At 70.6% G+C, this 26,577-nt stretch carries 23 protein-coding genes and 2 tRNA genes; 13 read left to right on the top strand and 12 right to left on the bottom strand.

From position 1 onward, the window contains the following. Positions 1–125: 125 nt before the first annotated feature. The 5 genes from clpX to ACGFR9_RS20385 all read right to left on the bottom strand — a co-directional run bounded on the left by clpX (position 126) and on the right by ACGFR9_RS20385 (position 5,158). Positions 126–1,412 (bottom strand): ATP-dependent Clp protease ATP-binding subunit ClpX, encoded by a 1,287-nt coding sequence (gene clpX / locus ACGFR9_RS20405; protein ID WP_030217681.1) that lies wholly within the window; start codon positions 1,410–1,412, stop codon positions 126–128. 183 nt (positions 1,413–1,595) lie between these two features. Next, entirely contained in the window at positions 1,596–2,288 is a 693-nt protein-coding gene (locus ACGFR9_RS20400; RefSeq protein ID WP_030217679.1) for an ATP-dependent Clp protease proteolytic subunit, read from the bottom strand. 113 nt (positions 2,289–2,401) lie between these two features. Further along, positions 2,402–3,007: an ATP-dependent Clp protease proteolytic subunit gene (locus ACGFR9_RS20395; RefSeq protein WP_030217676.1), complete on the bottom strand. Its 606-nt coding sequence runs from the start codon at positions 3,005–3,007 to the stop codon at positions 2,402–2,404. Positions 3,008–3,535: 528 nt separating this feature from the next. Beyond that, positions 3,536–4,915, bottom strand: a complete 1,380-nt coding sequence (gene tig, locus ACGFR9_RS20390) for a trigger factor (protein WP_393210406.1) — start codon at positions 4,913–4,915, stop codon at positions 3,536–3,538. A gap of 166 nt (positions 4,916–5,081) precedes the next feature. Then, positions 5,082–5,158, bottom strand: a tRNA-Pro gene (locus ACGFR9_RS20385). 164 nt (positions 5,159–5,322) lie between these two features. On the opposite strand from ACGFR9_RS20385, the gene ACGFR9_RS20380 reads away from it, so the two are divergent. Then, positions 5,323–5,393, top strand: a tRNA-Gly gene (locus ACGFR9_RS20380). Positions 5,394–5,488: 95 nt separating this feature from the next. Here the strand turns inward: ACGFR9_RS20380 and ACGFR9_RS20375 are convergent. Beyond that, complete coding sequence (locus ACGFR9_RS20375) at positions 5,489–5,683, bottom strand: hypothetical protein (protein ID WP_030217669.1); 195 nt, start codon at positions 5,681–5,683, stop codon at positions 5,489–5,491. Positions 5,684–6,306: 623 nt separating this feature from the next. Here ACGFR9_RS20375 and ACGFR9_RS20370 point away from each other — a divergent pair. Next, positions 6,307–7,500, top strand: coding sequence for an acyltransferase family protein (locus ACGFR9_RS20370; RefSeq protein ID WP_393210403.1), 1,194 nt, complete (start codon positions 6,307–6,309; stop codon positions 7,498–7,500). Between the two features lie 4 nt (positions 7,501–7,504). Here ACGFR9_RS20370 and ACGFR9_RS20365 read toward each other — a convergent pair whose 3' ends face one another. Together ACGFR9_RS20365 and ACGFR9_RS20360 are read right to left on the bottom strand one after the other, a co-directional pair. After that, a complete protein-coding gene (locus tag ACGFR9_RS20365; RefSeq protein WP_393210400.1) occupies positions 7,505–7,978 on the bottom strand; it encodes an HD domain-containing protein in 474 nt (157 codons plus the stop codon). 18 nt (positions 7,979–7,996) lie between these two features. Further along, positions 7,997–9,175 (bottom strand): PP2C family protein-serine/threonine phosphatase, encoded by a 1,179-nt coding sequence (locus ACGFR9_RS20360; RefSeq protein ID WP_393210397.1) that lies wholly within the window; start codon positions 9,173–9,175, stop codon positions 7,997–7,999. Positions 9,176–9,338: 163 nt separating this feature from the next. On the opposite strand from ACGFR9_RS20360, the gene ACGFR9_RS20355 reads away from it, so the two are divergent. Then, positions 9,339–10,586, top strand: a complete 1,248-nt coding sequence (locus ACGFR9_RS20355; protein WP_393210395.1) for a GNAT family N-acetyltransferase — start codon at positions 9,339–9,341, stop codon at positions 10,584–10,586. 4 nt (positions 10,587–10,590) lie between these two features. On the opposite strand, the gene ACGFR9_RS20350 is transcribed toward ACGFR9_RS20355, so the two are convergent. Next, positions 10,591–11,412, bottom strand: coding sequence for an Fpg/Nei family DNA glycosylase (locus ACGFR9_RS20350; RefSeq protein WP_393210392.1), 822 nt, complete (start codon positions 11,410–11,412; stop codon positions 10,591–10,593). A gap of 34 nt (positions 11,413–11,446) precedes the next feature. Beyond that, positions 11,447–11,932 carry a ribose-5-phosphate isomerase gene (locus ACGFR9_RS20345; RefSeq protein WP_393210390.1) on the bottom strand — a complete coding sequence of 162 codons (486 nt, stop codon included), beginning with the start codon at positions 11,930–11,932 and terminating at the stop codon, positions 11,447–11,449. A gap of 205 nt (positions 11,933–12,137) precedes the next feature. On the opposite strand from ACGFR9_RS20345, the gene ACGFR9_RS20340 reads away from it, so the two are divergent. Beyond that, positions 12,138–13,607, top strand: a complete 1,470-nt coding sequence (locus ACGFR9_RS20340; RefSeq protein WP_393210387.1) for an amino acid permease — start codon at positions 12,138–12,140, stop codon at positions 13,605–13,607. Positions 13,608–13,684: 77 nt separating this feature from the next. Here ACGFR9_RS20340 and ACGFR9_RS20335 read toward each other — a convergent pair whose 3' ends face one another. Then, positions 13,685–14,269 (bottom strand): biotin transporter BioY, encoded by a 585-nt coding sequence (locus ACGFR9_RS20335; RefSeq protein WP_393210384.1) that lies wholly within the window; start codon positions 14,267–14,269, stop codon positions 13,685–13,687. Between the two features lie 467 nt (positions 14,270–14,736). On the opposite strand from ACGFR9_RS20335, the gene ACGFR9_RS20330 reads away from it, so the two are divergent. The 8 genes from ACGFR9_RS20330 to ACGFR9_RS20295 all read left to right on the top strand — a co-directional run bounded on the left by ACGFR9_RS20330 (position 14,737) and on the right by ACGFR9_RS20295 (position 23,080). Further along, on the top strand, positions 14,737–15,924 hold the full coding sequence (locus ACGFR9_RS20330; protein ID WP_393210381.1) for an ROK family protein: 1,188 nt from the start codon (positions 14,737–14,739) through the stop codon (positions 15,922–15,924). A gap of 212 nt (positions 15,925–16,136) precedes the next feature. Then, a complete protein-coding gene (locus tag ACGFR9_RS20325; protein WP_311644169.1) occupies positions 16,137–17,201 on the top strand; it encodes an ABC transporter substrate-binding protein in 1,065 nt (354 codons plus the stop codon). Positions 17,202–17,206: 5 nt separating this feature from the next. After that, positions 17,207–18,049, top strand: a complete 843-nt coding sequence (locus tag ACGFR9_RS20320; RefSeq protein WP_393210378.1) for an ABC transporter permease — start codon at positions 17,207–17,209, stop codon at positions 18,047–18,049. Continuing rightward, positions 18,025–18,771 carry an ABC transporter ATP-binding protein gene (locus ACGFR9_RS20315; RefSeq protein ID WP_393210375.1) on the top strand — a complete coding sequence of 249 codons (747 nt, stop codon included), beginning with the start codon at positions 18,025–18,027 and terminating at the stop codon, positions 18,769–18,771. The genes ACGFR9_RS20320 and ACGFR9_RS20315 overlap by 25 nt, the downstream gene beginning before the upstream one ends. Before the next feature lie 69 nt (positions 18,772–18,840). Continuing rightward, positions 18,841–20,181, top strand: coding sequence for an LLM class flavin-dependent oxidoreductase (locus ACGFR9_RS20310; RefSeq protein WP_393210372.1), 1,341 nt, complete (start codon positions 18,841–18,843; stop codon positions 20,179–20,181). Positions 20,182–20,204: 23 nt separating this feature from the next. Beyond that, complete coding sequence (locus ACGFR9_RS20305; protein ID WP_393210369.1) at positions 20,205–21,101, top strand: TauD/TfdA dioxygenase family protein; 897 nt, start codon at positions 20,205–20,207, stop codon at positions 21,099–21,101. Positions 21,102–21,221: 120 nt separating this feature from the next. Then, positions 21,222–22,604, top strand: a complete 1,383-nt coding sequence (locus ACGFR9_RS20300; protein WP_393210366.1) for an amino acid permease — start codon at positions 21,222–21,224, stop codon at positions 22,602–22,604. A gap of 233 nt (positions 22,605–22,837) precedes the next feature. Further along, entirely contained in the window at positions 22,838–23,080 is a 243-nt protein-coding gene (locus tag ACGFR9_RS20295) for a hypothetical protein (protein WP_393210363.1), read from the top strand. Between the two features lie 3 nt (positions 23,081–23,083). Here ACGFR9_RS20295 and ACGFR9_RS20290 read toward each other — a convergent pair whose 3' ends face one another. After that, positions 23,084–23,731 (bottom strand): DsbA family protein, encoded by a 648-nt coding sequence (locus tag ACGFR9_RS20290; protein ID WP_393210360.1) that lies wholly within the window; start codon positions 23,729–23,731, stop codon positions 23,084–23,086. Between the two features lie 138 nt (positions 23,732–23,869). Here ACGFR9_RS20290 and pepN point away from each other — a divergent pair, with 138 nt between their 5' ends. Then, positions 23,870–26,464: an aminopeptidase N gene (pepN, locus tag ACGFR9_RS20285; RefSeq protein WP_393210357.1), complete on the top strand. Its 2,595-nt coding sequence runs from the start codon at positions 23,870–23,872 to the stop codon at positions 26,462–26,464. Positions 26,465–26,577: the final 113 nt, after the last annotated feature.

The raw sequence follows: 26,577 nt of genomic DNA, 5'->3' as shown, positions 1-26,577 counted from the left end.
CTCCCCCCCGCGGCCCCCCCCACCCCCGCCCCCCCCCCCCCCTCCCCCGACGTCGTCCCCCCCCCCCCCCCCCCCGCCGGGGGCCCCCGCGCCGGCCCCCCCCCCCCCCCCCCCCGTGTCCGGGGTTACGCCGTCTTCTGCTCGCCCGAGCCGCGGCCGCGGGCGTCGCGCGGGATCAGGGTCGGGTTGACGTTGGAGAGGACCACGTCGGCCGTGATGACGACGCGGGCGACGTCCTTGCGGGACGGGACCTCGTACATCACACCCTGGAGGACCTCCTCCATGATGGCGCGCAGACCGCGCGCGCCGGTCTGGCGGAGGATGGCCTGGTCGGCGATGGCCTCCAGTGCCTCACGCTCGAAGTCCAGCTCCACACCGTCGAGTTCGAACAGCCGCTGGTACTGCTTCACCAGCGCGTTACGCGGCTCGACCAGGATCTGGAGGAGGGCCTCGCGGTCCAGGTTGTGGACGCTGGTGATGACGGGGAGCCGGCCGATGAACTCGGGGATCATGCCGAACTTGACCAGGTCCTCGGGCATGACCTGCTCGAACTGGTCCTTGTTCTCCATCTCCCGCTTGGAGCGGATCGTCGCGCCGAAGCCGATGCCCTTGGCGCCTGCCCGGCCCTCGATGATCTTCTCCAGTCCGGCGAACGCGCCGCCCACGATGAACAGCACGTTCGTCGTGTCGATCTGGATGAACTCCTGGTGCGGGTGCTTGCGGCCGCCCTGCGGCGGCACGGAGGCCGTGGTGCCCTCGAGGATCTTCAGCAGGGCCTGCTGCACGCCCTCGCCGCTGACGTCACGGGTGATCGACGGGTTTTCACTCTTGCGGGCGACTTTGTCGATCTCGTCGATGTAGATGATCCCCGTCTCGGCCTTCTTGACGTCGTAGTCGGCCGCCTGGATCAGCTTCAGCAGGATGTTCTCGACGTCCTCGCCGACGTAGCCCGCCTCCGTGAGCGCCGTGGCGTCGGCGATCGCGAACGGCACGTTCAGCATGCGGGCGAGGGTCTGGGCGAGGAGGGTCTTGCCGGAGCCCGTGGGGCCCAGCAGCAGGATGTTCGACTTCGCCAGTTCGATGGCGTCCTCACGGCCCTGGGCGCCGCCGTTCTCGCCGGCCTGGACGCGCTTGTAGTGGTTGTACACGGCGACGGAGAGGGCTTTCTTGGCCGACTCCTGCCCCACCACGTACCCCTCGAGGAACTCGTAGATCTCGCGGGGCTTGGGCAGCTCCTCCCAGCGGACCTCGCTGGTCTCGGCGAGCTCTTCCTCGATGATCTCGTTGCAGAGATCGATGCACTCGTCGCAGATGTAGACACCGGGCCCTGCGATGAGCTTCTTGACCTGCTTCTGGCTCTTGCCGCAGAACGAGCACTTGAGCAGATCGCCGCCGTCACCGATGCGTGCCACGGTGTGCTTCCCCTTCGCCTGGGAGCCACCTGGACGTCAACGTCCAGCGACTCCTGGTGCTGCCTTATGTCCGACGGTACCTTGCCTGGCCCCCCGTTCGGGCCCCCCTTGGCACGGTTCACTTTGACGTGGACCGTGCCAAACCGTGCCAAGGGGCGGCAGACGTTACACCCCCGCGTCGCGTCAGCGCAGGCTGGAGTTGTCCATCTTCCGGGTGGTGATGATCTGGTCGACCAGGCCGTACTCCAGCGCGTCCTCGGCCGTGAGGATCTTGTCGCGCTCGATGTCCTCGCGGATCTTGTCGAGCGGGCGGGTGGAGTGCTTGGCCAGCATCTCCTCCAGCTGGCTGCGCATCCGCAGGATCTCGTTGGCGGCGATCTCCAGGTCGGAGACCTGACCGCGGCCGGTCTCGCTGTACGGCTGGTGGATCAGCACGCGCGCGTTCGGCAGGGCCATGCGCTTGCCGGGCGTACCGGCGGCCAGCAGGACGGCGGCGGCGGAGGCGGCCTGGCCCATGCAGACCGTCTGGATGTCCGGCTTCACGTACTGCATCGTGTCGTAGATCGCCGTGAGCGCGGTGAAGGAGCCGCCGGGGCTGTTGATGTAGATCGAGATGTCACGGTCGGGGTCCATCGACTCCAGGCACAGCAGCTGCGCCATGACGTCGTTGGCCGAGGCGTCGTCGATCTGGACGCCGAGGAAGATCACCCGCTCCTCGAAGAGCTTCGCGTACGGGTCGTACTCGCGGATGCCCTGGGAGGTGCGCTCGACGAAGCGCGGGATGACGTAGCGGGACTCGGCCGAGGGGCCGGTGTAACGGCCCTCGGAGGCGGCGGGCGTGCGGTCGTACAGGCCGCTGCCGGGGAAGTCGTTCACGATGTCTCCTGAAAGGGGCTGAGGCGGTCGGCTGGGGCTGCTGGGGCGTGCTCCGGGCCCTGAGGAGGGGTCCGGGGGCCGGTGCGGGGCCACGGGGGCTCCCGTACGGCCGCTCAGGCCCCGGTGCCGCCTCCGCCCGGCATGCCGGCGGCCGTGGGGATCACGTCGTCGATGAGGCCGTACTCCTTGGCCTCGAAGGCGTCGAACCAGCGGTCGCGGTCGGAGTCGCGGGTGATCTGCTCGACCGACTGGCCGGTGTGCTGGGAAGTCAGCTCCGCCATGCGCTTCTTGGTGTGCAGCAGCCGCTCGGCGTGGATCTTGATGTCCGAGGCCGAGCCGGCGAGGCCGGCGGACGGCTGGTGGATCAGGATCTCGGCGTTCGGCAGCGCGAAGCGCTTGCCGGGGGTGCCGGCGCTCAGCAGGAACTGGCCCATGGAGGCCGCCAGGCCCATCGCGATCGTCACCACGTCGTTCTTGATGAACTGCATGGTGTCGTAGATCGCCATGCCGGCCGTGATCGAGCCGCCGGGGCTGTTGATGTACAGGTAGATGTCCTTGTCCGGGTCGGCGGCAAGGAGCAGCAGCTGTGCGGTGATCTTGTTGGCAATGTCGTCGTCGACCGGCTGGCCGAGGAAGATGATCCGCTCGCCGAGCAGCCGGTTGTAGACCTGGTCGCCGAGGCCACCACCGATGGAGGGCTCGCCGGCGGCTGAGGGCATCAGATTCGTCACGTATCCACCTGCTCGTCTTACGACGGCGCCGGGCCGTCTCACGTTTCCCTGTGGGACTGGAGCGTTATCGGTGACTCGCGTCCCCTGGTATTCATGGACCCTAACGCGGGGGCTCCGCCGGGGAATCCCGGTAACCGGGGTGTTCGCCGGGGGCGTAGCGCGGCGGGGTCCCGGTTGCGTGCGCGGGCGCGGGGCGGCGGGGGCTGGTCGCGCAGTTCCCCGCGCCCCTGGGGCCGGCCGCGTCAGCGTCCGGGGGCGTACCCGAGCGGCGCCGCTGTCGCGCCCACACGGCGGGGACATTGGTTTCGTGCGCGGGCGCGGGCCGGTGGGGGCCGGCAGCCGCCGCACGGCGCAGCGGCGGCACGACACGGGGCACATCCCCGCCGGCCGGTGGCGCAGCCCACCCGGGGGCGCGGGGAACTGCGCGAACAGCCCCCACCGGCCGACAGCCGCGGTACGGCGGACGGGCCCCTGGACCGGTGGTCCGGGGGCCCGTCGTGGGTGGAGCGGTGAGGGTCAGGCCTCGGGCTTCTCCTCGGGGGCGGTCTCGGCGGTCTCCGCCTCGGCCGCCATCTCGTCCTCGTCCTCGTCCTCGAGGTCGACGATCTCGCCGTTGGTGTCCTTGACCGTGGACTTCTCGACCACGGCGGCCAGCGCCTTGCCGCGGGCGACCTCGCCGACGAGGAGCGGGACCTGGCCCTGCTCGACGACGGCCTGGGCGAACTGGTCGGGGGACATGCCGGAGGAGGCCGCGCGCCGCATGAGGTGCTCGGTGAGCTCCTCCTGGTTGACGTTGAGCTTCTCCTGCTTGACGAGCTCGTCGAGCACGAACTGGGTCTTGATGCCCTTGACCGCGGACTCGCGGGTCTCGGTCTCGAACTCCTCCTCGGTCTTGCCCTGGATCTCCAGGTACTTCGCGAGGTCGAGGCCCATCTGGCCGAGCTGGTGGTGCTCGAGGTTGTGCTTACGGGTGTTGATCTCGTCCTCGAGCAGCTTCTCGGGGACCGGGACCTCGACCAGCTCGAGCAGCTTCTCCAGGACGCGCTCCTGGGCCTGCGTGGCCTGGTCGTACTGCTTCATGTTCTCCAGGCGCTTACGGCTGTCCGCCTTCAGCTCCTCGAGGGTGTCGAACTCGGAGGCGAGCTGGGCGAACTCGTCGTCCAGCTCGGGCAGCTCACGGGCGGCGACCTGGGAGACCTTGACGGTGACCTCGGCCTCCTTGCCGGCCGCCGAGCCGCCCTTGAGCTCGGAGGCGAAGGTGGCCTCGCCACCGGCCTCCAGACCCGTCACGGCGTCGTCGATGCCGTCCAGCAGCTCACCGGAGCCGATGGTGTAGGAGACGCCGCTCGCGACGCCGTCCTCCAGGACCTCGCCGTCGACCTTGGCCTCCAGGTCGATGGTGACGACATCACCGTCGGCGGCGGCCCGCTCCACCGGGGAGGTGGAGGCGAAGCGCTCGCGGAGCTGCTCGACCGACTTCTCGACGTCCTCGTCGGTGACCTCGACGGCGTCGACCTCGACCTCGATGCCGGAGTAGTCCGGGATCTCGATGGCGGGGCGGATGTCGACCTCGGCGGTGAAGTTCAGCGTCTCGCCGTCCTTCAGCTCCGTGATGTCGACCTCGGGCTGGCCGAGCGGGTTCAGCTCGGCCTCGTTGACCGCGTCGGTGTAGAACTTCGGGAGGGCGTCGTTGACGGCCTCCTCCAGCACCGCACCGCGGCCGAACCGCTGGTCGATGACCCGGGCCGGGACCTTGCCCTTGCGGAAGCCCTTCACCGTGACCTGCTGGTTGATCTTCTTGTACGCCGCGTCGAGGCTGTCCTTGAGCTCCTCGAAGGGCACCTCGACAGTGAGCCGAACCCGGGTCGGGTTCAGGGTCTCCACGGCGCTCTTCACGGTTCGGTCTCCTTGTGGCTGACTTCTCGGTACTGCCGGGACCAGAGAGGTCCGGCCGATTTCGCCGCCCGGAGGACTGTCAGAGACACACAGGGCGCGCAGTCTGCATAGTAACGGCAGCGGCTACGGCACCCAAAAGGCGATCACCGGCACTACGGCAGGTGGCTGGTCGGGGTGGCGGGATTTGAACCCACGGCCTTCCGCTCCCAAAGCGGACGCGCTACCAAGCTGCGCCACACCCCGTCTGGTGCGACACGTAGGGTACATGTCCCCGGCCGCGACGGCCGCCGCGTTTCACGGGCGGGGTGCGGCGCCGGGGCGGGCCGGAAACGGGGTGTGCGGCGAAGGGGTACGACCCGCTACGATGCCTGTCAGTGCCGCGGTCACCGACGCGCGGCGCGACGCATGCGGGCGTAGCTCAATGGTAGAGCCCTAGTCTTCCAAACTAGCTACGCGGGTTCGATTCCCGTCGCCCGCTCTGTACCGCCCGGGGCCGGGCCGGAGGTTGATTCCTCCGGCCCGGCCCCGGGCGTTTCCGTGGGCCGGTGCCGTCCGGGGCGGGGCCGGGCGGGGTCAGAAGCTGATCGAGTTGATCATTTCGGCTATCGAGTCCAGGAACCGCTGGATGTCGTCGGCCATGCCGGTGGAGGCGAGGAAGAAGCCGAAGAGGACGGCGACGACCGCCGGCCCGGCCTTGATGGAGCCGCCTCTGAGCAGCACCACCAGGATGATCGCCAACAGCAGCACCACAGACAGTGAAATGGCCACAACTGATCACACCCTCGGTCGGTTCCGCTTCCCCGGCCCGGGCGACGCGACCCCGCGCACCCCGCCAGAACCATCGTGCCACCAACCGGGCTCCCCTATGCGGCCGCTGACACATCGTCCGCGCCGGGGCGGCCGGTTCCTCCCGCGCGCGACCGCCCCCACGGGCCAACAGCGCTATATCGCACGGCAATTCGAAACAACACCCGCGCAAGGAATTGGACCGGATCGTTTCCGTCTCCACACAACGCGTTCGCAGGTAATTCGAATTGGCACCGCGGGCGTCCCGACAGACCCGGGAGCGGGCCAGGAAGAATGACCGGAAGCAGGGCATTTCGCCTGGGTGGCCCGTCCGCCCTATGCACGACTTTGTCCGGTACTGTCACGAAAAAAACGCGCACGCGACGCTCAACCCCACCCCCCGCACCGTGTGTTGTCCATCACGAAGCACGCCCGCACACATTCCCCGATCCGGGGTACCCGAGCGGGATATCCGGTAACGACGTCGGTGTTTTACGAAATCCCACGGACAACGCTAGGGTGCCTCAGATGTTCCACGCTGCCTCGTCCCCCGCAAGCGCAGCGAGCCCACCGATCATCTCCCCGAGTTCCTGTCGGGAGGGTCTGTGACGAACTCGCAGCGACCGTACGGCAACCGAAGGAGGCCGCTTCCCCCGGCGCAGTCGCCGGCGGACGGAGTGCCGAGCCCACGCGCCGAGAGCAAGGAGAGCGACCGGACGGCGCCGCCCGGCAAACAGCGCGACGCGTTCTTCGACAACGCCAAGTACCTGGCGATCGTGCTGGTGGCCGTCGGTCACGCCTGGGGACAGATCCTGGACGACGGGGCGGTGGAGACCGCGTACCGCGTCGTGTACACGTTCCACATGCCGGCGTTCATCCTGATCTCCGGCTATTTCTCCCGCAGTTTCGATCTGCGCCCCAACCATGTGAAGCGGCTGATCACCGGAGTGATCGTCCCCTATGTCGTCTTCGAGACCGCGTACTCCCTGTTCCAGCGCTATGGGAACGACGACCCGGACTACGGCATCACGCTGCTGGACCCCACCTATCATCTGTGGTTCCTGTGCGCGCTGGTCATCTGGCGGCTGACCACCCCGATGTGGAAGACGGTCCGTCATCCGGTGGCGGTCTCGCTGGTCCTCGCCGCCCTCGGCTCGGTGTCACCGCAGATCGGTGACGACCTGGAGCTCCAGCGGGTGCTGCAGTTCCTGCCGTTCTTCGTGCTGGGCCTGACGCTGCGGCCCGAGCACTTCCAGCGGGTGCAGCGGCGTTCGGTGCGGCTGATGTCCCTGCCGGTGCTGGCCGCGGCGACGGCCGTCGCCTGGTGGTCGATGCCGCGCATGAAACTCGGCTGGCTGTACCACAACAGGGCCGCGGAGGAGCTGGGCGCGCCGTGGTGGACGGGCCCGGTCATGGTGTTCGCCACGATCGGCTGCTCGCTGCTGCTGACCGCCTGTTTCTTCGCCTGGGTGCCGCGCCGGCACATGTGGTTCACCTCGCTCGGCGCGGGCACGATCTACGGCTATCTGCTGCACGCCTTCCTGGTGAAGGCGGGCGGCTACGCGGGCTGGTTCCACGACCCGGTGTTCGGGGAACCGCTCGGCGCGATCGGGCTGACCGTCCTCGCGGCCGCCGCCGTCACGGTGCTGTGCACCAAACCCGTACAGCGGGCCCTGCGGTGCGTGGTGGAGCCGAGGATGGCATGGGCCTTCCGGCAGGACGCGGGCGAGACGGCCCGCGACCGCGAGCGGCGGCCGGACGCCGAGGTGCGTACGCCGAGCGAGAAAGTCTCCGTGTAACCGGTCACCCGACCCGTTCTTCTCCCGGAGCGAGACCGAGGAGTGCGCGCATCCGCGCGTACTTCTCGGTCAGCCGTCTCCCCGTGGGCCCGTCCAGTGCGGCCAGACGGGCCGGGTCGGCGTTGTGTGCCAGGTCCGCCTCCTTCACCAGCAGCGCGCCGGGGGTGGCGAGGATGCGGGCGGCGTAGGCCTCGGGCGGTTCCCCGGAGCGTTTGGTGACGGCGAGGACGATGTCCTTGGTGCGCCGGGTGAGCGCCGCCTCCTCCAGCCGGCGTGCCGACAGCCTGTCGTCCTCGACGGCGTCGTGCAGCCAGGCCGCCGCGATCTGTTCCTCGTCGCCGCCGCGAGCCCGTACCCCCTCGGCGACGGCGCGGAGGTGTTCGGCGTAGGGCCGGCCCGCCTTGTCCGTCTGGCCGGCGTGCGCCGCGCGGGCGATGGCCTCGACGCGGGCCAGGGTGAGCGGTGTCGTCTCGGTCACCCGCCCAGTGTGCACGGGTCAGCGGGACGCCGCGGCGGTCGGCCCCTCACGGCAGATCAGCAGCAGCGCCCGGTCGTCGTTGACGTCCTTGGCGACGGCCTCGATGAGATGCCAGGCGGCGCCGTGGAAGCCGCCGGCGACATAGCGGTCGGCCTCGCCGGTGAGCCGGTCGATGCCCTCCACGATGTCCCGGTCGGAGGTCTCCACCAAACCGTCCGTGAACAGCATGAGCACGTCGCCCGGGCGCAGCGAGCCCTTCACGGAGTCGAACTGGGCACCGTCGTACACGCCGAGCAGCGGGCCGTCGGCGGCCTTCTCCTCCCAGCGGCCGCTGCCCGCGCTGAGCTGGAGGCCCGGCGGATGTCCGGCGGAGTAGAGCTCGTAGTCGCCGGAGTCCAGGTCGAGCACCAGGTGGATGGAGGTGGCGAAGCCCTCGTCCCAGTCCTGGCGCAGCAGATAGCCGTTGGCGGCGGGGAGGAAGGCGTGCGGCGGGAGGCTGCCGAGGAGGCCGCCGAAGGCGCCGGAGAGCAGCAGGGCGCGTGAGGCGGCGTCCATGCCCTTGCCGGAGACGTCGGTGAGGACGACCTCCAGGGTGCGCCCGCCGTTGGTGCGGGCGGCGACCACGAAGTCGCCCGAGAAGGACTGTCCGCCGGCCGGGCGCAGCGCCATCTCGCGGTGCCAGCCGCTGGGGAGTTTCGGCAGCTTGCTCTGGACGCGGATGCGTTCGCGCAGGTCGAACAGCATGGTGCCGCCGCGCCGCCAGGGCACGCCGACGCGGCTGCGGAACTGGGCGACGACCAGCCCGAAGGAGCCGCAGGCGGCGACCACGAGGACCACGCCCGGGGTGACCCGGGCGGCGCCCTCGGTGTAGGGGCCGAGCTGCACCGACTCCACGATCAGCGCGGTCGCCGCGGCCGCGTACAGGCCGAGCAGGCTCGCCGGGCGGAGCAGCAGGCCGCCGGCGACGATCGGTATGACGAGGGCGGAGGGCGCGCACCACACGGAGTTGGCGAGTGTCCCGGCCGCGATCAGCGGGACGGTGAGGAGCAGTCCGGCGAGCGCGATCCAGTCGGAGCCGTCGCCGCGGAAGTAGTCGACCGCGCTCCGGCGCATGCCGACGCGGGCCCGGTGCCACTGCTTCTTCAACCGGGCCGTGAACGTGTCGGCTGCCGCGCGCCGCTCTCGTCCTGCTGCCATTAGTTCGGGACCCTATCCATCGGACCGGCCGCTTGGCACGGGAGGTCCTGGTTGTCCCCTTGTTCGGGACGGACTTCACAGTGAACTTCACGAAACGTCGTCTTGGGGCCGTCCGGGAGAAATTGCCTCGCCCGTCCCGTGCGGTCCTGGTACGGATTGGTCCATGGGCGACAACGGCGTTGACAGGGTGAACGGTCCGCGGGTGCTGCGGCGGGACGAGTGGGACGACTGGTACGGGAGCCTCGTCCGTGCCTTCGGCGGGGTCCCGGAGCCGGATGAGGAGCGGGAGCTGTTCCGGGAGCTGACCGAGGTCGACCGCTCCCTCGGGGTATGGGACGGCGGTTGGGTCGGTACGGCGGGCGCTTTCACGTTCGGGCTGACCGTGCCCGGGGGCGCGTCGGTGCGGGCCGCGGGCGTCACCATGGTCGGTGTGGCCGCCACGCACCGCAGGCGCGGGGTGCTCAGGTCGATGATGCGGCGGCAGCTGGACGACGTACGGTCCTGGGGCGAGCCGCTCGCGGTGCTCACGGCGTCCGAGCCGGCGATCTACGGCCGGTTCGGGTACGGGGCGGCGACGTTCCATGTGAACGCCGAGATCGACACGGGTCGTACGGGTCTGTCGGTGCCGCCCGGTACGGACGGCGTACGGCTGCGGTACGCGGCGCCCGCCGAGGTGCTCGACGCGTGCGAGTCGGTGTACGCCCGGCTGGTGCCGGGGCGGCCGGGGATGCTGGCGCGGCGGCCCGGCTGGGAGCGGCTGGGGCTGCTCGACCCGGAGAGCCGCCGGGACGGGGCGTCGCCGTTGCAGTGCGTGGTCGCGGAGCGGGACGGCGAGACGGTCGGGTACGCGCGGTTCCGGGTGAGGCCGGACTGGGGGCCGGGCGGGCCCGACGGCTCGGTGGTCGTCAGCGCGCTGGCGGCGCTGGATCCGGCGGCGGACGCCGCGCTGTGGCGGTTCCTGTTCGGCATCGACCTGACGTCGAAGCTGGTGGTGCGCGGCCGGCCGGTCGACGAGGCGTGGCAGTACCTGGTGTCGGACATCCGCCGCTGCCGGCCGGAGGTACGGGACTCGCTGTATGTACGGCTGGTCGACGTCGGGGCGGCGCTCCAGGCGCGGACCTACCGGGCGCCGGTGGACGTGGTGTTCGAGGTGGAGGACGCCTTCTGCCCCTGGAACACGGGTCGTTGGCGGCTGAGCGGTGACGCCAAGGGCGCGTCCTGCGAGCGTACCGAGGACCCGGCCGATCTCGCCGTGTCGGTGCGGGAGTTGGGCGCGGCCTATCTGGGCGGGGTGAGCCTCACGGCGCTCGCGGCGGCCGGCCGGGTGGGCGAGCTGCGGCGGGGTGCGCTGGCGGAGGCGTCCCTGGCGTTCGGGAGCGACGTGGCGCCGTGGCTGCCGCACGGGTTCTGACGGTTCAGCGGCGCTGGCAGCCGGGGCACCAGAACAGATTGCGGGCGGCCAGGCCGGCGGTGCGGATCTCGCCGCCGCAGATGTGGCAGGGCAGGTTCGCCCTGCGGTAGACGTACACCTCGCCGCCGTGGTCGTCGACGCGCGGCGGGCGGCCCATCGCCTCCGGGGTGTGTTCGGGGCGGACGGTGTCGATGCGGTTGTGGCGTACGCCCTCGCGCATCAGGGCGACCAGGTCGGCCCAGAGGGCGTCCCATTCGGCCGGCGTGATGTCGCGGCCCGCGCGGTAGGGGTCGATGCCGTGCCGGAAGAGGACCTCGGCGCGGTAGACGTTGCCGACGCCCGCGATGACCTTCTGGTCCATGAGGAGCGCGGCGATCGTCGTACGGCTGCGGCTGATCCTGCGGTAGGCGAGGGACCGGTCGGCGTGCGGGCGGAGCGGGTCGGGGCCGAGGCGGTCGTGGACCGCCCGTTTCTCGCCGTCCGTGATCAGGGCGCAGGTGGTGGGGCCGCGCAGATCGACGTACGACAGGTCGCCGGCGAGGCGGAGCCGGACGGTGTCCGTGGGCGGTGGCGCGGGGGCCGGGCCGAAGGTGACCTTGCCGAAGAGGCCGAGGTGGATATGGACCCACTCGGCAGGTTCGGGGGCGCCGAAGCCGAGGAAGAGGTGCTTGCCGTGGGCGTCGGTGGCGTAGAGCGGTGTGCGGTCGAGGAGGGCGGCGGCGTCGGCGAACTTGCCCTGGGGGCTGGTGACGCGGAGGGGGGTACCGGCCGGGAAGGCCGCGGCGTAGTCCTGGGCCAGCCGGTGGATCGTGTGACCCTCGGGCACGGGTCGGTCCCCCCTCGTCCGCTCTCCTCGTCCGTCAGCGCTGCGGGTGGTGCGCGGGGATGGGCGGGAGGTCGCCCGTGGTCTCGTAGCCGGTGAGCATGTCGATCCGGCGGATGTGGCGCTCGTCACCGGAGAAGGGGGTGCCGAGGAAGATCTCGGCGAACCTGGTCGCCTCTTCCCGGGAGTGCATACGGGCGCCCAGCGCGATCACGTTGGCGTCGTTGTGCGTGCGGCCGAGCGCGGCCGTCTCCTCGCTCCACGCCAGGGCCGCCCGTACGCCCTTGACCTTGTTGGCGGCGATCTGCTCTCCGTTGCCGGAGCCGCCGATCACGATGCCGAGGGCGCCCTCGTCCGCGGCGGTCCGCTCGGCGGCGCGCAGGCAGAAGGGCGGGTAGTCGTCCTGGGCGTCGTAGAAGTGCGGGCCGCAGTCGACGGGCTCGTGCCCCGCCGCCTCGAGCCACTCGACGAGGTGGTTCTTGAGTTCGTAGCCCGCATGGTCCGAGCCGAGATACACGCGCATGGTCCGAGTGTGACACGCGGGTCACCGGGAAAGCGCGCGGGGTGTGTACGCCGTGAAGGTGAGGAGAATCTTAAAAGCTCAGGGAAAGCTCAAGTAACGATATGGATTCGAAGGTTCCCCAATCTGTTCGCCTCCGTTTCACTGGTCCGACCCGTAGACCCCTACGGTGCGCAGCTCCCCCTTGGCGCAAAGGAAATACCGCTCCATGACGTCGCAGCCGACTCTGAAAACACCCGAAAGCGGCCCCGGGGAACCGGGAGGTTCCGCGAACGGTCCCCACGGTTCCGGGCTCCAGGCGGGACTCAAGAACCGCCATCTGTCGATGATCGCCATCGGTGGTGTCATCGGCGCCGGCCTCTTCGTCGGCTCCAGCTCCGGCATCGCGACCGCGGGCCCCGGCATCCTGCTGTCGTACGCCCTCGTCGGCACGCTCGTGGTGCTGGTGATGCGGATGCTCGGTGAGATGTCCGCGGCCAACCCGACGTCCGGCTCGTTCTCCGCGCACGCCGACCGCGCGCTCGGTCCGTGGGCCGGGTTCACCATCGGCTGGCTCTACTGGTTCTTCTGGGTCGTCGTCCTCGCCGTCGAGGCGACCGCGGGGGCCGCGATCCTCGAAGGGTGGATTCCGGCCGTTCCCCAGTGGGGCTGGGCGCTCATCGTGATGGTGGTGCTGACCGCCACCAACCTGGTGTCCGTGGGCTCCTACGGCGAGTTCGAGTTCTGGTTCGCCGGTATCAAGGTCGTCGCCATCGGCGCGTTCATCATCATCGGCGGGCTCGCCGTCTTCGGCATGCTGCCCGGCGCCGACACCGACCAGGCGGGCCTGGCCAACCTCACCGACCACGGCGGCTTCCTGCCGCACGGCGCCGGCGCGATCCTCACCGGCATCCTGCTCGTCGTCTTCTCCTTCATGGGCAGTGAGATCGCCACGCTGGCCGCCGGTGAGTCGGAGAACCCGCAGCGCGCGGTCACCAAGGCGACCAACAGCATCATCTGGCGGATCGGCGTCTTCTACCTCGGTTCGATCTTCGTTGTGGTCTGTCTGCTGCCGTGGGACAGCAAGTCGATCGCCGAGGACGGCTCGTACGTCGCCGCCCTGGACTCCCTCGGTATCGCGCACGCCGGCCAGATCATGAACTTCATCGTGCTGACGTCCGTGCTGTCCTGTCTCAACTCCGGGCTCTACACGGCCTCCCGGATGGCCTTCTCGCTCGGTCAGCGCGGGGACGCTCCGAAGGCGTTCGCCCGGACCACCGAGCGGGGCGTGCCGCGGACCGCGATCATCTCGTCGGTGGTGTTCGGCTTCGTCGCCGTGTTCTTCAACTACAAGTTCCCGGACTCCGTCTTCCTCTTCCTCGTCAACTCCTCCGGCGCCGTCGCCCTGTTCGTATGGCTGGTGATCTGCTTCTCGCAGCTGCGCATGCGGAAGATCATCCAGGCGGAGGCGCCGGAGAAGCTGGTCGTGCGGATGTGGCTGTACCCGTATCTGACGTGGGCCAGCGCCGCGCTGATCGTGTTCGTGCTCGGCTACATGCTGACCGACACGGAGCACGACGGGCGGACGACGATGCTGCTGTCGCTGATGGTCGCCGCCGTCGTGCTCGCCATCGCTCTCGTCAAGCAGCGGCTGGCCGGCCGCGCGAAGCGGGACCGGGACGAGATCCCGGCCGGCTGAGGCACTCGTATATACGGCAAGAGGCTCGCGGGACGCTGTGCGGCGTCCCGCGAGCCTCTTGCCGTACGGGCCCGGTCCTACCGCTTGTCGGCGAACTTCCAGGCGGTGGGCAGTACGCCCATGGCCAGGGCGGCCTTCAGGGCGTCGCCGACGAGGAACGGGGTGAGGCCGGCCGCGATCGCGGCGGAGGCGGACATGCCGGTGGCCAGGGCGAGGTAGGGCACGCCGACGGCGTAGATGATCGCCGAGCCGAGCACCATGGTGCCGGCCGTGCGCCAGGCGGAGCGGTCGGCACCGCGGCGGGCCAGGGCGCCCACGACGACGGAGGCCAGCAGCATGCCGAGGATGTAGCCGAAGGACGGCATCGCCGTCCCGGACCGGCCCTCCGCGAACCACGGCACACCGGCCGCGCCGACCAGCGCGTACACCGCGAGGGAGGCGAAGCCGCGGCGGGCGCCGAGGGCGGTACCGACGAGGAGCGCGGCGAAGGTCTGGCCGGTCACCGGCACCGGGGAGCCGGGGACGGGCACCGCGATCTGGGCGGCGAGGCCGGTGAACGCGGCACCGCCGAGCACGAGCGCGGCGTCCCGGACGCGGGAGGCCGGGATGAGGTCGGCGAGGACCTGTCCGGATCGGGCGGACGTGACGGTGGCGGTGCTCATGGGGTCTCCGCGGGGTGAGGGCAGTTGGGGACACCGCGACGCTATACCGGCGCCCGTACGCCGATCACCGTCAGCGGTCGACAAAGGCGCCGACGCGGACTTGGTGGGCTCCGGACAAAGAACCGGTGGTGAAGGGGCGTGAGGTGACACCGGTCACTGAGGTGACGTGGTTTCGACGACAGTGCGGCGGGGAAGCGCGGCTGTAGAGAACCACCAAACGGGCTGTACGGGTTCGCGGGTGCCGTCTCGCCCGTCGGTCGCCGTCTGGGCAGCGCGGAACCGGTTTGCTAGCTTCGAGCCATGGTCGCCCAGTCCCGGAACCTCACCTCGCGTCGCCACGTCGATCTGCGACGCGTGGGCGCCACCGCCTGTCGCCTCGGCTAGCGAGGCGGGCGGAGCGGATCTCCGGCGCGCCTCGACTCCCGTACGACGGCGCAGTGTCGGACCCGTTCCCGAGGAAGTTCCCCATGCTTCGTACCGTGGCACCCCCATCCCCTTCTCCCCTGTCGCGGGTCGCCGACCCGGACCGGCTGCGGACCAGTGCCAGTGTGGTGCTGCGGTCGGTGCTGGAGCACGGCCCGGTGGCGCGCAGCACCATCGCCCGGCTCACCGGCCTGTCCCCCGCCTCGGTGACCGGCCACTGCGACCGGCTGACCCGGCGCGGACTGATCCGGGAGGCCGCCGCGCCCCGCCGCTCGGGCGGGGTCGGCCGGCCGCATCTGCCGGTGGACGTGGACCCTTCGCGGCTGGTGGTGGGCGGGGTGCATGTGGCGGTGCCCCGCACCACGGTGGCGTTGCTCGATCCGCGCGGCCGGGTGCTGGCCGAGCGGCGGCTGCGGCACGAGGGGCCCGAGCCGCCCGCACGGACGCTGGCGCGGGCCGCCGAAGGGCTGTCGGCGCTCCTGCGACAGGTGCCGGACGCCCGGCCGCTGGGTGTCGGCTTCGCGGCCGGCGGCTGGGTGGACCGGCAGGCCGGCACCGTCGTCGACCATCCGCTGCTGGGCTGGCGCGAGGTTCCGGTGCGGGAGATCCTCGCCGGGCACACCGGGCTGCCGGTCCATGTGGACGGGCATGCCCGGGCGTTGGCCGACGCCGAGCGGCTGTTCGGGCGGGCGGCGCGCGGCAGCCGCAGCGCGCTGCACCTGTTCGCGGGCAACATGGTCGACGCGGCGTTCGCCACCCACGACGAGGTGCACCACGGTCCGCGTTCCCAGGCGGGTTCGATCGCCCATCTGCCGCTCGCGGGCGGCACCGAGCCCTGCCCCTGCGGGCGAGTCGGCTGCCTCCAGGCCGAGTTGAGCGAACGCACCCTGTGCCGCAGGGCCGGTCTCGCGGACCCGGCACGGGTGGTGGACGCGGCGGCGGCCGGTCATCCGTCCGCCGTACGGCTGCTGCGGGAGCGGTCCCGTATGACGGGGCGGGCGGTGCGACTGCTGACCGATGTGCTGAATCCGGAGCATGTCGTCGTCACCGAGATCGGTGTGATCCACCGGCCGGACTGCCTCGCCGCGCTGCGCGCCGAACTGGACGAGGAGCGGGCGGCCACGGTCGTACCGACGAGTTTCCCGGATTCCGTCCTGGCCGTGGCCGGCGGTTCGGTGGCTCTCGACGTCCTCTACCGGGATCCGCTGGCCGTTTCACCTGAGCTGAATTAATTCAGAAACTCCGAATATTGACAGACCTCCTCCGAGGACAGGAAACTCCTGGTCATGAGCTGTCGCACCCTCTGTTGCTGACACGTTGACGCGCGAGCATCCGCAGCGTCCGTCCCCCTTCGCGTGAATTTTCTTCCGTGGCCCCTTCCTGCCCGGAATTCATCGCCCCTTTTCCGCACTGTGTCATTTTCATGAACTCCGGGAGTTTCTCCATGCCCGCACCCCCAGCGTCCGGCATCGACCGACGGCTCTTCCTGTCCTCCCTGCTCGGCGTCACCGCCGCCGCGGCGGGGCTGAGCGGCTGCGCCGAGGCGGGCGCCGCGGCCGACACGGCGTCCCTGAAGGACCCGCTCGCCAAGAAGGTCCCCGCCGGTACGCGTCTGAAAATCTCCTCGTTCCAGAATGTCCAGCAGCTCCAGCTGAAGCTCGCCGGGCTCGGCGAGCTGCCGTTCACGGTGGACGACTGGCTGAACATCGGGGCCGGTCCGGATGTCATCAACGCCTTCCGCTCCCGGTCCCTGGAACTCGCCAACAACGCCGGGATACCGCCGATCCAGGCGTCCTACCAGGGATTCGACGCGAAGATCGTCGCGATCAACATCACCCGCAAGCCCAACTACCTCTTCGCCACGAAACCCGGCAGCGGCATCCGCACCGTCGAGGACTTCCGGGGCAAGCGGCTGGCGTTCTCCCAGGGTCAGGCGCAGGGCGTCGTGCTGCTGCGCGCCCTGAAGGAGGCGGGGCTGACGTACGACGACGCCGAGCTGATCCCGCTGACCAGCAACCAGTTCCTCACCGCCCTGCAGTCCGGGCAGGTGGACATCGCCCCGCTCGGCAACACCCAGGCGCCGTCCTATCTGAAGCAGTACGGGGACAAGGGCGCCCGGACCATCCCCACCGACGTGGTGGACCTGCTCAACCTGCTGTGGGCGCCGGCCACCGTGCTGGCCGACCGGGCGAAGGCCGCCGCGATCGCCGCGTACATCCCGTACTGGGCGAAGGGCGCGGTGTGGCAGTACGAGCACCCGGACGAATGGAACCGGGAGTACTACGTCAAGACCCAGAACCTGACCCTCGAGCAGGCCGAGTCGGTCACCGAGCTGGCCAACAAGCCGCTGTTCCCGCCGAGCTGGGACGAGGCGATCGCCTGGGAGCAGGAGACCGCCGATCTGCTGGCGGAGGGCGGCTATGTGAAGAAGTCCGACGTCGGCGGGCTCTTCGACCGGCGCTTCGAGCCCCTCGCCGCCGCGGCCGTACCCGAGGAGTACCGGAGGTGACCGCCATGACCACGACCACCGCGCCCGCACCGCCCGCCGCCGTCGAGGAGGAGGAACACCAGGTACGCCGGCGACGGCGGCTGTCCCCCGGCAGACGGCTGCCCGCCACCCGGCTGCTCGGCCCCGCGCTCGTCCTCGTCCTGTGGGCCGCCGCCTCCGCCGCCGGCCGGCTGGACCCCGGGGCGATCCCCGCGCCCTGGACCGTGCTGGAGACCGGGGTAAGGCTGTGGACCGACGGCACCCTGCCGGACGACATCCTCACCTCGCTGCGGCGGGCCGGCTCCGGCTTCGCCATCGGGCTGACCGCGGGTGTCGTCCTCGCGCTCGCCTCCGGGCTCAGCCGGACCGGGGAGGCGCTGATCGACGGCAGCGTGCAGCTGAACCGGGCGGTGCCCACGCTCGGGCTGATCCCGCTGTTCATCCTGTGGCTGGGCATCGGCGAGACGTTCAAGATCGCGATCATCGCCATCGTCGTCTACATCCCGATCTACCTCAACACCCACTCCGCGCTCTCCGGCATCGACCACCGGTTCGTGGAACTGGCCGAGGTGCAGGGGCTGTCCCGGCTCGCCTTCGTCCGCCAGGTCGTCGTGCCGGGCGCGCTGCCCGGCTTCTTCGTCGGGCTGCGGCTCGGGGTGACCGGCTCCTGGCTGGGCCTGGTCGTCCTCGAACAGATCAACGCCACCAGTGGACTCGGTTACATGATGTTCCAGGCGCAGAACTACGGCCAGACCGACGTCATCCTCGTCGGCCTCGTCGTCTACGGCATCTTCGGCCTCGTCTCGGACACCCTCGTCCGCCTGATCGAACGGAGGGTGCTGTCATGGCGCCGCACACTGAGCAGCTGACCCGGCCCGCCGTACGGCTGCGCGGGCTGACCCGCTCCTTCGAGGGGCGTACGGTCCTCGACGACATCGATCTCGACCTGCCGGCCGGGCAGTTCACGGCCCTGCTCGGACACAGCGGCTCCGGCAAGAGCACCCTGCTGCGCGCCGTCGCCGGCATCGACCACGGCGTCGCGGGCAGCGGGACACTCACCGCGCCGGAGAAGGTGTCGGTGGTCTTCCAGGACTCCCGGCTGCTGCCCTGGCGCCGGGTGCTGCCCAACGTCCTGCTGGGACTCGACGGCGCGGACGCGGAGGAACGCGGCAGACAGGCCCTGTCCGAGGTCGGTCTCGGTGGGCGGGAGCGGGCGTGGCCCAGTGAGCTGTCGGGGGGTGAGGCGCAACGGGCCGCTCTGGCCCGGTCGCTGGTGCGGGAGCCGGAACTGCTGCTGGCTGACGAGCCGTTCGGGGCGCTCGACGCGCTGACGCGCATCAAGATGCACGCGTTGTTGCGGGAGTTGTGGGAGCGGCATCGGCCGTCGGTGCTTCTGGTCACCCACGATGTGGACGAGGCCGTGGTCCTGGCGGACCGGGTGCTGGTGCTTTCGCGGGGGCGGATCGAGGTCGACCTGACGGTCGATCGTGAGGGTTCGCACGCGCATGGCGAGTACCGCGCGCGGTTGCTCGCGGCGCTTGGGGTGACCGAATCGGGGGCTGCCGACCCCGAACCCCCGCTTCGGCCCTGAAGGGCCTCGTCCTCGATCGCCGGACGGGCTGATCGCAGTCGCTCCCGCTCACCAAGCCAAGGAATTCCCATGTCCCGAAAGCTGCACCTCAACGCCTTCCTCATGAACACCGGTCATCACGAGGCCTCCTGGCGGTTGCCCGAGAGTGATCCGTACGCTCATGTGTCCCTCGAGCATTACGTACGGCTGGCCCGTACGGCCGAGCGCGGGACCTTCGACTCTCTGTTTCTCGCCGACGGGCCGCAGTTGTGGAACACCGTCGCCCAGCGGCCCGCCGGGGCTCTCGAACCGCTCACGCTGCTCACCGCGCTGGCCACGGCCACCGAGCACATCGGGCTGATCGCGACCGCGTCGACGTCGTACAACTCGCCCTACAACCTGGCCAGGAAGTTCGCCTCGCTGGACATCATCAGCGGGGGACGGGCCGGCTGGAACGTCGTCACCACCGCCGGTGCCGAGGCCGCCCGGAACTTCGGACTCGACGCCGAGCCCGCGCACGCCGAACGGTACGCGCGTGCCGCCGAGTTCCTCGATGTCGCCCTCAAGCTGTGGGACAGCTGGGAGGACGACACCATCGTCGCCGACAAGGCGGCCGGGGTGTGGGGCGACGATGCCAAGATCCATCCGCCGCGGCACAAGGGCACGTACTTCAGTGTCGAGGGTGCCCTCAACGTGCCGCGCGGCCCGCAGGGTTACCCGCTCCTCGTGCAGGCGGGCTCCTCCGAGGACGGCAAGCGGTTCGCGGCCCGGTACGCGGAGGCCGTGTTCACCGCGCAGCAGACCCTCGCCGACGCGCAGGCCTTCTACGCCGACCTCAAGGCCCGTACGGCGGCGGCGGGACGCGACCCCGGGCATCTCAAGGTGCTGCCCGGCATCGTGCCCGTCATCGGCTCCACCGAGGCGGAGGCGCTGGCGCGGGAGCGGCAGCTGGAGGACCACATCGTGCACGAGCACGGCGTGCGCCGCCTCGAGGAACTGCTGCGGCTGGCCCCCGGCTCGCTCGGCCTGGACGCGGAACTGCCCGACGGGCTGCCGCCCGAGGACGCCATCGAGGGCGCCAAGAGCCGCTACACGCTCATCGTCGAGCTGGCTCGGCGCGAGCGGCTCACCGTGCGGCAGCTGATCGGCAGGCTCGGCGGCGGACGCGGTCACCTGACCTTCGCCGGCACGCCCGAGCAGGTAGCCGACACCATCGAGCGGTGGTTCTCCCTCGGCGCCGCCGACGGTTTCAACATCATGCCGCCCGTGCTGCCGTCCGGCCTTGACACCTTCGTCGACCACGTCGTCCCGATCCTGCGCGCCCGCGGCCTGCTCCGCACGGAGTACGGCCCCCGGCAGACCCTGCGCGAGCGCTACGGCCTCCCCCGCCCCGCCAACCAGCACCTCACCGGCGTACCCGCCCTCGTCTGACCCGATCCGAAGGGAACCGCACCATGACCGACATCGAGATCACCAAGGTGACCGCGCACATCGGCGCGCAGGTCTCCGGCGTCGACATCTCCCGGCCGCTGGACGCCGGGACCGTCGCCGCGCTCCGGGACGCGCTGAACACCCACAAGACACTCCTCTTCGACGACGTGAACCTCGACGACGAGGGCCAGCAGGCGTTCGCCCGGCACTTCGGCGACATCACCGGCGCCCATCCGACGGTTCCCGCGGTGGACGGCGCCCCCAACGTGCTGCCGGTCGACAGCGAGGGCGGCCGCGCCGCCAACAACTGGCACACGGACGTCACCTTCGTCCTCAACCCGCCGCAGGCCAGCACCCTGCGCAGCATCACGGTCCCGCCCTACGGCGGCGAGACGCTGATCGCCGACTCGGCCGCCGCCTACCGCAACCTGCCCGAGCCGCTGCGGCGGCTCGCCGACACCCTGTGGGCCGAGCACACCAACGACTACGACTACGCCGTACCGGAGGAGGCCGTCGACGAGGACGAGGCGTCCCGGCGGGCCCGGTTCACCTCGATCAAGTACCGCACCGTCCACCCCGTGGTGCGCGTGCACCCGCTGACCGGTGAGCGCGGACTGTTCATCGGCGGGTTCGCGCAGCGGATCGTGGGCCTGTCGAAGGGCGAGTCCCGCAAGGTCCTCGACCTGCTCCAGGCGTACGTCACCCGGCCGGAGAACCTGGTGCGCTGGCGCTGGTCGACCAACCAGCTGGTGCTGTTCGACAACCGCATCACCCAGCACTACGCCGTCGACAACTACGACGGTCTGCCGCGCCGGCTGCACCGGGTGACCGTCGCCGGTGACATCCCGGTCGGCATCGAGGGCAAGGAGTCCTACTCGGTCGAGGGGGACGCCTCGCACTACACCACGGTCGCCGGGTAAGCGGACTGTCACACTCCGCGTGACACGTGTCCATATGCTGGGCGGCCTCCCCGTGAACGCGGGAAGGCCGCCCAGACTGGGCGGCGTTTTGTCTCCTCCCGCATTGGACGTGCCGCGCCCATGCCCCGCACCTCTGTCGAGACGCCTCCCGAGGCGGACGGCGTCTCCCTCTCGCACGGCCTGAAACAGCGCCATCTCTCGATGATCGCCCTCGGAGGGGTGATCGGCGCCGGGCTGTTCGTCGGGTCGGGGGCGGGCATCGCCGCCGCCGGACCCGCCATCGTCGTCGCCTACGCCCTTTCCGGCCTGCTGGTGATGCTCGTCATGCGGATGCTGGGCGAGATGTCGGCCGCGTATCCGTCGTCGGGTTCCTTCTCCGCGCACGCCGAGCGGGCGATCGGGCCCTGGGCCGGGTTCACCGCCGGCTGGTCGTTCTGGGTGCTGCTGTGCACGGTGGTCGGCCTGGAGGGCATCGGCGCGGCGCAGATCGTGAGCGGCTGGCTGCCGGGCACACCGGAGTGGGCGTGGGTGGCGCTGTTCGTGGTGGTGTTCTGCGGGATGAACCTGACGGCGGTGAAGAACTTCGGTGAGTTCGAGTTCTGGTTCGCCGCCCTGAAGGTCGGCGCGATCGCCCTGTTCCTGGTGCTGGGCGTGCTGGCGATCGCCGGTGTGCTGCCGGGCACGGACTCCCCGGGCACCTCCCATCTGACCGACTTCCTGCCGCGCGGCGGCGAGGGCCTGGTGATCGGTCTGCTCGCCTCCGTCTTCGCGTACGGCGGTCTGGAGACGGTGACCATCGCGGCGGCCGAGTCGCGGGACCCGGTCCGGGGCGTGGCCCGCGCGGTCCGTACGGCGATGTGGCGGATCGCGCTGTTCTACGTCGGGTCGATGGCGGTCGTCGTCACCCTGGTGCCGTGGGACTCCCCGGCCGTGGTCGAGCAGGGGCCGTACGTCGCCGCCCTGGACCGGCTCGGCATCCCGGGCGCGGGCCGGCTGATGGATGTGGTGATCCTGGTCGCGCTGCTGTCCGCGATGAACGCCAACATCTACGGCGCCTCCCGTATCGGCTACTCCCTGGTGCGGCGCGGTCAGGGGCCGAAGGCGCTCGGCCGGGTGTCGGGCGGGGTGCCGCGGGTCGCCGTCCTCGCCTCCTCGTGCTTCGGTTTCCTGTGCGTGCTGCTGAGCTACTGGCGGCCCGATGACGTCTTCGCCTGGCTGCTGAACACCGTCGGCGCGGCGATCCTCGTCGTCTGGATCCTCATCGCCGTCTCCCAGCTGCGGCTGCGCCGCCGGCTGGAGATCGAGGCACCGGAGAAGCTGGTGGTGCGGATGTGGGCGTACCCGTATCTGACCTGGGTGGCGCTGGCCGGGATGGCGGCGGTCTTCGTCCTGATGGCCCGGGAGCCGGACACCCGCGTACAGCTGCTGTCGACGGGCGCGATGACGCTGGCCCTGGCGGCCGTGGGGTACGTCCGGCAGCGGCGGGCGCACGTCCACGGCTGACGCGGTCCTGTGGGACGGCCCTCGCGTGGACACGCGGGGGCCGTTTCGCGTGCCGGGGGCTCCCGGACAGCCCTTTCCGCTGCTAGCGTGCAATTGCAACTCACTTGCAATAAGCGTTCTGCCGCGTGGTCGTCTTCTCACCGTTCACCCGGCAGGCGGAAAACCGGAAGCCCCCGCGAGGACAGGACTCGCGGGGGCTTCCGGTATGCGGCGATCCGGGTCACCGTGGGGCAATGACGACATCCAGGAGACGCACGCTGCCCTGCGGGACCTGCAAGGGCGAGCACGAGCACCGCCTGCTGACCGGCGAGGAACGGACGAGGGCCAGGAAGCAGCTCGACCGCAAAGTCGCCTACGACCTCTGGCTCTGCGTGAACGTGGTGGACCCGGAGACCGGCAGGGAGTGCCGGACCCTGCGTCTGCCCTTCGTCCGGGATCCGTTCCCCACGCCCGTCAGACTGCTGCCGCCCGAGTGACGGTCACAGGTTGCCGAAGTCCGGGCCCTTCGTACGGGTGCGCTTGATCTCGTAGAAGCCGGGGACGGACGCCACCGCGAGGGTGCCGTCCCACAGCCGGGCGGCCTCCTCGCCCTGGGGCGCCGGGGTGACGACCGGGCCGAAGAAGGCGATCTCCTCGCCGCCGGGGCCGGGGACCGCGATGACCGGGGTGCCGACCTCCTGGCCGACCTTGTCGATGCCCTCCTTGTGGGAGGCGCGCAGCTCGGGCTCGTACGGCGTGGAGTCCCAGTGCTCCAGGAGCGACTCGGGCAGACCGACGTCCTTCAGCGCGGCGGCGACCGTCTCCCTGCCCGGGCCCTCGGCCTGGTTGTGGATGCGGGTGCCGAGCGCGGTGTAGAGGTCGCCGAGCACCTCCGGGCCGTGCTCCTGCTGCGCCGCGATGACCACCCGGACCGGACCCCAGGCCTTGACCTCGAGCATCTCGCGGTACTCGGCGGGGAGCTCGTCGAGCTTGTCCTCGTTGAGGACCGCGAGGCTCATCAGATGCCAGCGGACCTCGATGTCCCGCACCTTCTCCACTTCCAGCACCCAGCGGGAGGTCATCCAGGCCCAGGGGCACAGCGGGTCGAACCAGAAGTCGACGGGCGTGGCGGGAGACTTGTCCGACATGTCGCTCCTCAGGAGGGGAAAGGTTTGTCCCGGGAACAACGAGGCCGGTCCTCGTCATTCCCGCCCGCCCCGCGTCAGGGGCGCATGGCAGGATCGGTCCTGTTCATTCCTGTCGACGACGCCTGAGGAGTGCCGCCCGTGCCCGGTGAGAATCTGACCCGCGACGAGGCCCGGGAGCGGGCAGCCCTGCTGTCCGTCGACGGGTACGAGGTGTCCCTGGACCTGCGGTCCGCCGTCGGCGAGCACACCGGCGGGGAGCCGCGCACCTTCCGGTCGGTCACCACCGTCCGGTTCCGCTGTGCCGAGCCGGGCGCGAGCAGCTTCGCGGACCTGATCGCGCCGGAGGTGACGGCCCTCTCGCTCAACGGCCGGGACCTGGACCCCGGTCAGGTCTTCGACGGGTCCCGGATCCTGCTGGAGGACCTGGCCGCCGACAACGAGCTGGTCGTGGACGCGCGGTGCGCCTACTCCCGCACCGGCGAGGGCATGCACCGCTTCGTCGACCCGGAGGACGGCGAGGTGTACCTGTACACCCAGTACGAGCCGGCCGACTCCCGCCGGGTCTTCGCGGGCTTCGAGCAGCCCGACCTCAAGGCGCCCTACCGCTTCGAGGTGCGCGCGCCCGAGGGCTGGACGGTGTGGAGCAACGGGGCCGGTGAACTCGCCGACGGGGTGTGGCGGTTCGCGGAGACCAAGCCGATCTCGACGTACATCACCTGCGTGGTGGCGGGCCCGTACCACTATGTGACGGACTCCTACGAGCGGACCTTCGAGGACGGCACCCGGCTGGAGATCCCGCTCGGCGCGATGTGCCGCAAGGGTCTCGCCCCGCACTTCGACGCCGACGACGTGTTCCTGGTGACCAAGCAGGGCCTGGACTTCTTCCACGACCACTTCGACTACCCGTACCCGTTCGGCAAGTACGACCAGGCGTTCGTGCCCGAGTACAACCTCGGCGCGATGGAGAACCCGGGGATGGTCACCTTCCGGGAGGAGTTCATCTTCCGGGGCAAGGTGACACGGGCGTCGTACGAGGGCCGGGCCAACGTCATCCTGCACGAGATGGCGCACATGTGGTTCGGCGACCTGGTCACCATGGAGTGGTGGGACGACCTGTGGCTGAAGGAGTCCTTCGCGGACTTCATGGGCGCGTTCTCGCTGGTCGGCGCCACCCGCTTCACCGACGGCTGGATCACCTTCGCCAACCGCCGCAAGGCGTGGGCCTACCGTGCGGACCAGCTCCCCTCCACGCACCCGATCACCGCGGACATCCGCGACCTCCAGGACGCCAAGCTCAACTTCGACGGCATCACGTACGCCAAGGGCGCCTCGGTGCTCAAGCAGCTGGTGGCGTACGTCGGCCAGGACGCGTTCCTGGAGGGCGCCCGGCGCTACTTCAAGCGGCACGCGTACGGCAATACCCGGCTCGGCGATCTGCTGTCGGTCCTCGAGGAGACCAGCGGCCGTGACATGGCGGCCTGGTCGCGGGCCTGGCTGCAGACGGCCGGCGTCAACTCCCTCACCCCGCAGGTGCTGTTGGGCGAGGACGGCCGGATCGACGAGCTGGCGGTCCTCCAGGAGGCCCCGGAGTCGCACCCCGAACTGCGCCCGCACCGGGTGGCGGTGGGGCTGTACCGGCGCACCGAGGACGCCGGAGGGTTGCCGTCGCTGGAGCGGTACGCGCAGGCCGAGACGGACGTCGAGGGCGCGCGTACGGTCGTGGCGGAGCTGGCGGGCGCCGAGGCGCCGGACCTGGTGCTGGTCAACGACGACGACCTGACGTACTGCAAGACGCGGTTCGACGAGACCTCGCTGGCGGCGCTGCGGCGCGGCCTCGGCTCCATGACCGACCCGCTGGCCCGCGCCCTGTGCTGGTCGGCGCTGTGGAACATGACGCGGGACGCGCTGCTGCCGGCCCGGGAGTTCATCGGCCTGGTGGTGAAGTTCGCGGGCCGGGAGACCGACATCGGCGTGCTGCAGATGCTGCACGCGTGGGCGGAGTCGGCGGCGGTGCACTACACCGCGGCCGAGCGGCGGGCGGAGGCCGGGCGGGAGCTCTGCCAGGTCGCCTCCGTCCAGATGTACTCCGCCGAGGCGGGCAGCGAGCACCAGCTGGCGTGGGCGAGGTTCTTCGCCCACGTGGCCGCCCTGCCGGCCGACTTCGAGCTGCTGACCTCGCTGCTCGACGGCACGGTGACCCTGCCGGGCCTGGAGGTGGACCAGGAGCTGCGCTGGGTGTTCCTGGAACCGCTGGCCGCGCACGGGGCGGCGGACGAGAAGCGGCTCGACGAGGAGCTGGCCCGGGACGACACCGCGTCCGGCAAGCGGCACCACGTGCGCTGTCTGGCCGCCCGCCCGGCGGCGGCGGTCAAGGCGCGGTGCTGGGCGCAGGTCGTGGAGTCGGACGCGCTGTCCAACGCGTTGGTGGAGGCCACCATCTCGGGCTTCGCGCAGCCGTCCCAGCGGGAGCTGCTCGCGCCGTACACGGAGAGGTACTTCGCGGCGATCGAGAGGGTGTGGACCGAGCGGTCGATCCAGATCGGCATGGACGTGGTGCGGGGCCTGTTCCCCTCCCTCCAGGACTCGCAGGCGACGCTGGACGCCACGGACGCCTGGCTCGCCTCCCACGAGAACGCGGCCCCCGCCCTGCGCCGGCTGGTCCTGGAGTCCCGTGACGACCTGGCCCGCGCCCTGCGCGGACAGGCCTGCGACGCGGCGGCCGCCGAGGGCTAGGTGTATTGATCACGAGCGTTGTTGACACTCGTGATCAATACACCTAGGGGATGTCGTTCGGATCAGGCCGGCTCCGGACAACGGCATCCTGTTGTCGACGCCGGCAAGATCCG

This window comes from Streptomyces sp. NPDC048584 (genome assembly GCF_043199595.1).
GTDB lineage: Bacteria > Actinomycetota > Actinomycetes > Streptomycetales > Streptomycetaceae > Streptomyces > Streptomyces edwardsiae.
This window is presented reverse-complemented; position numbering and strand designations above follow the sequence as displayed.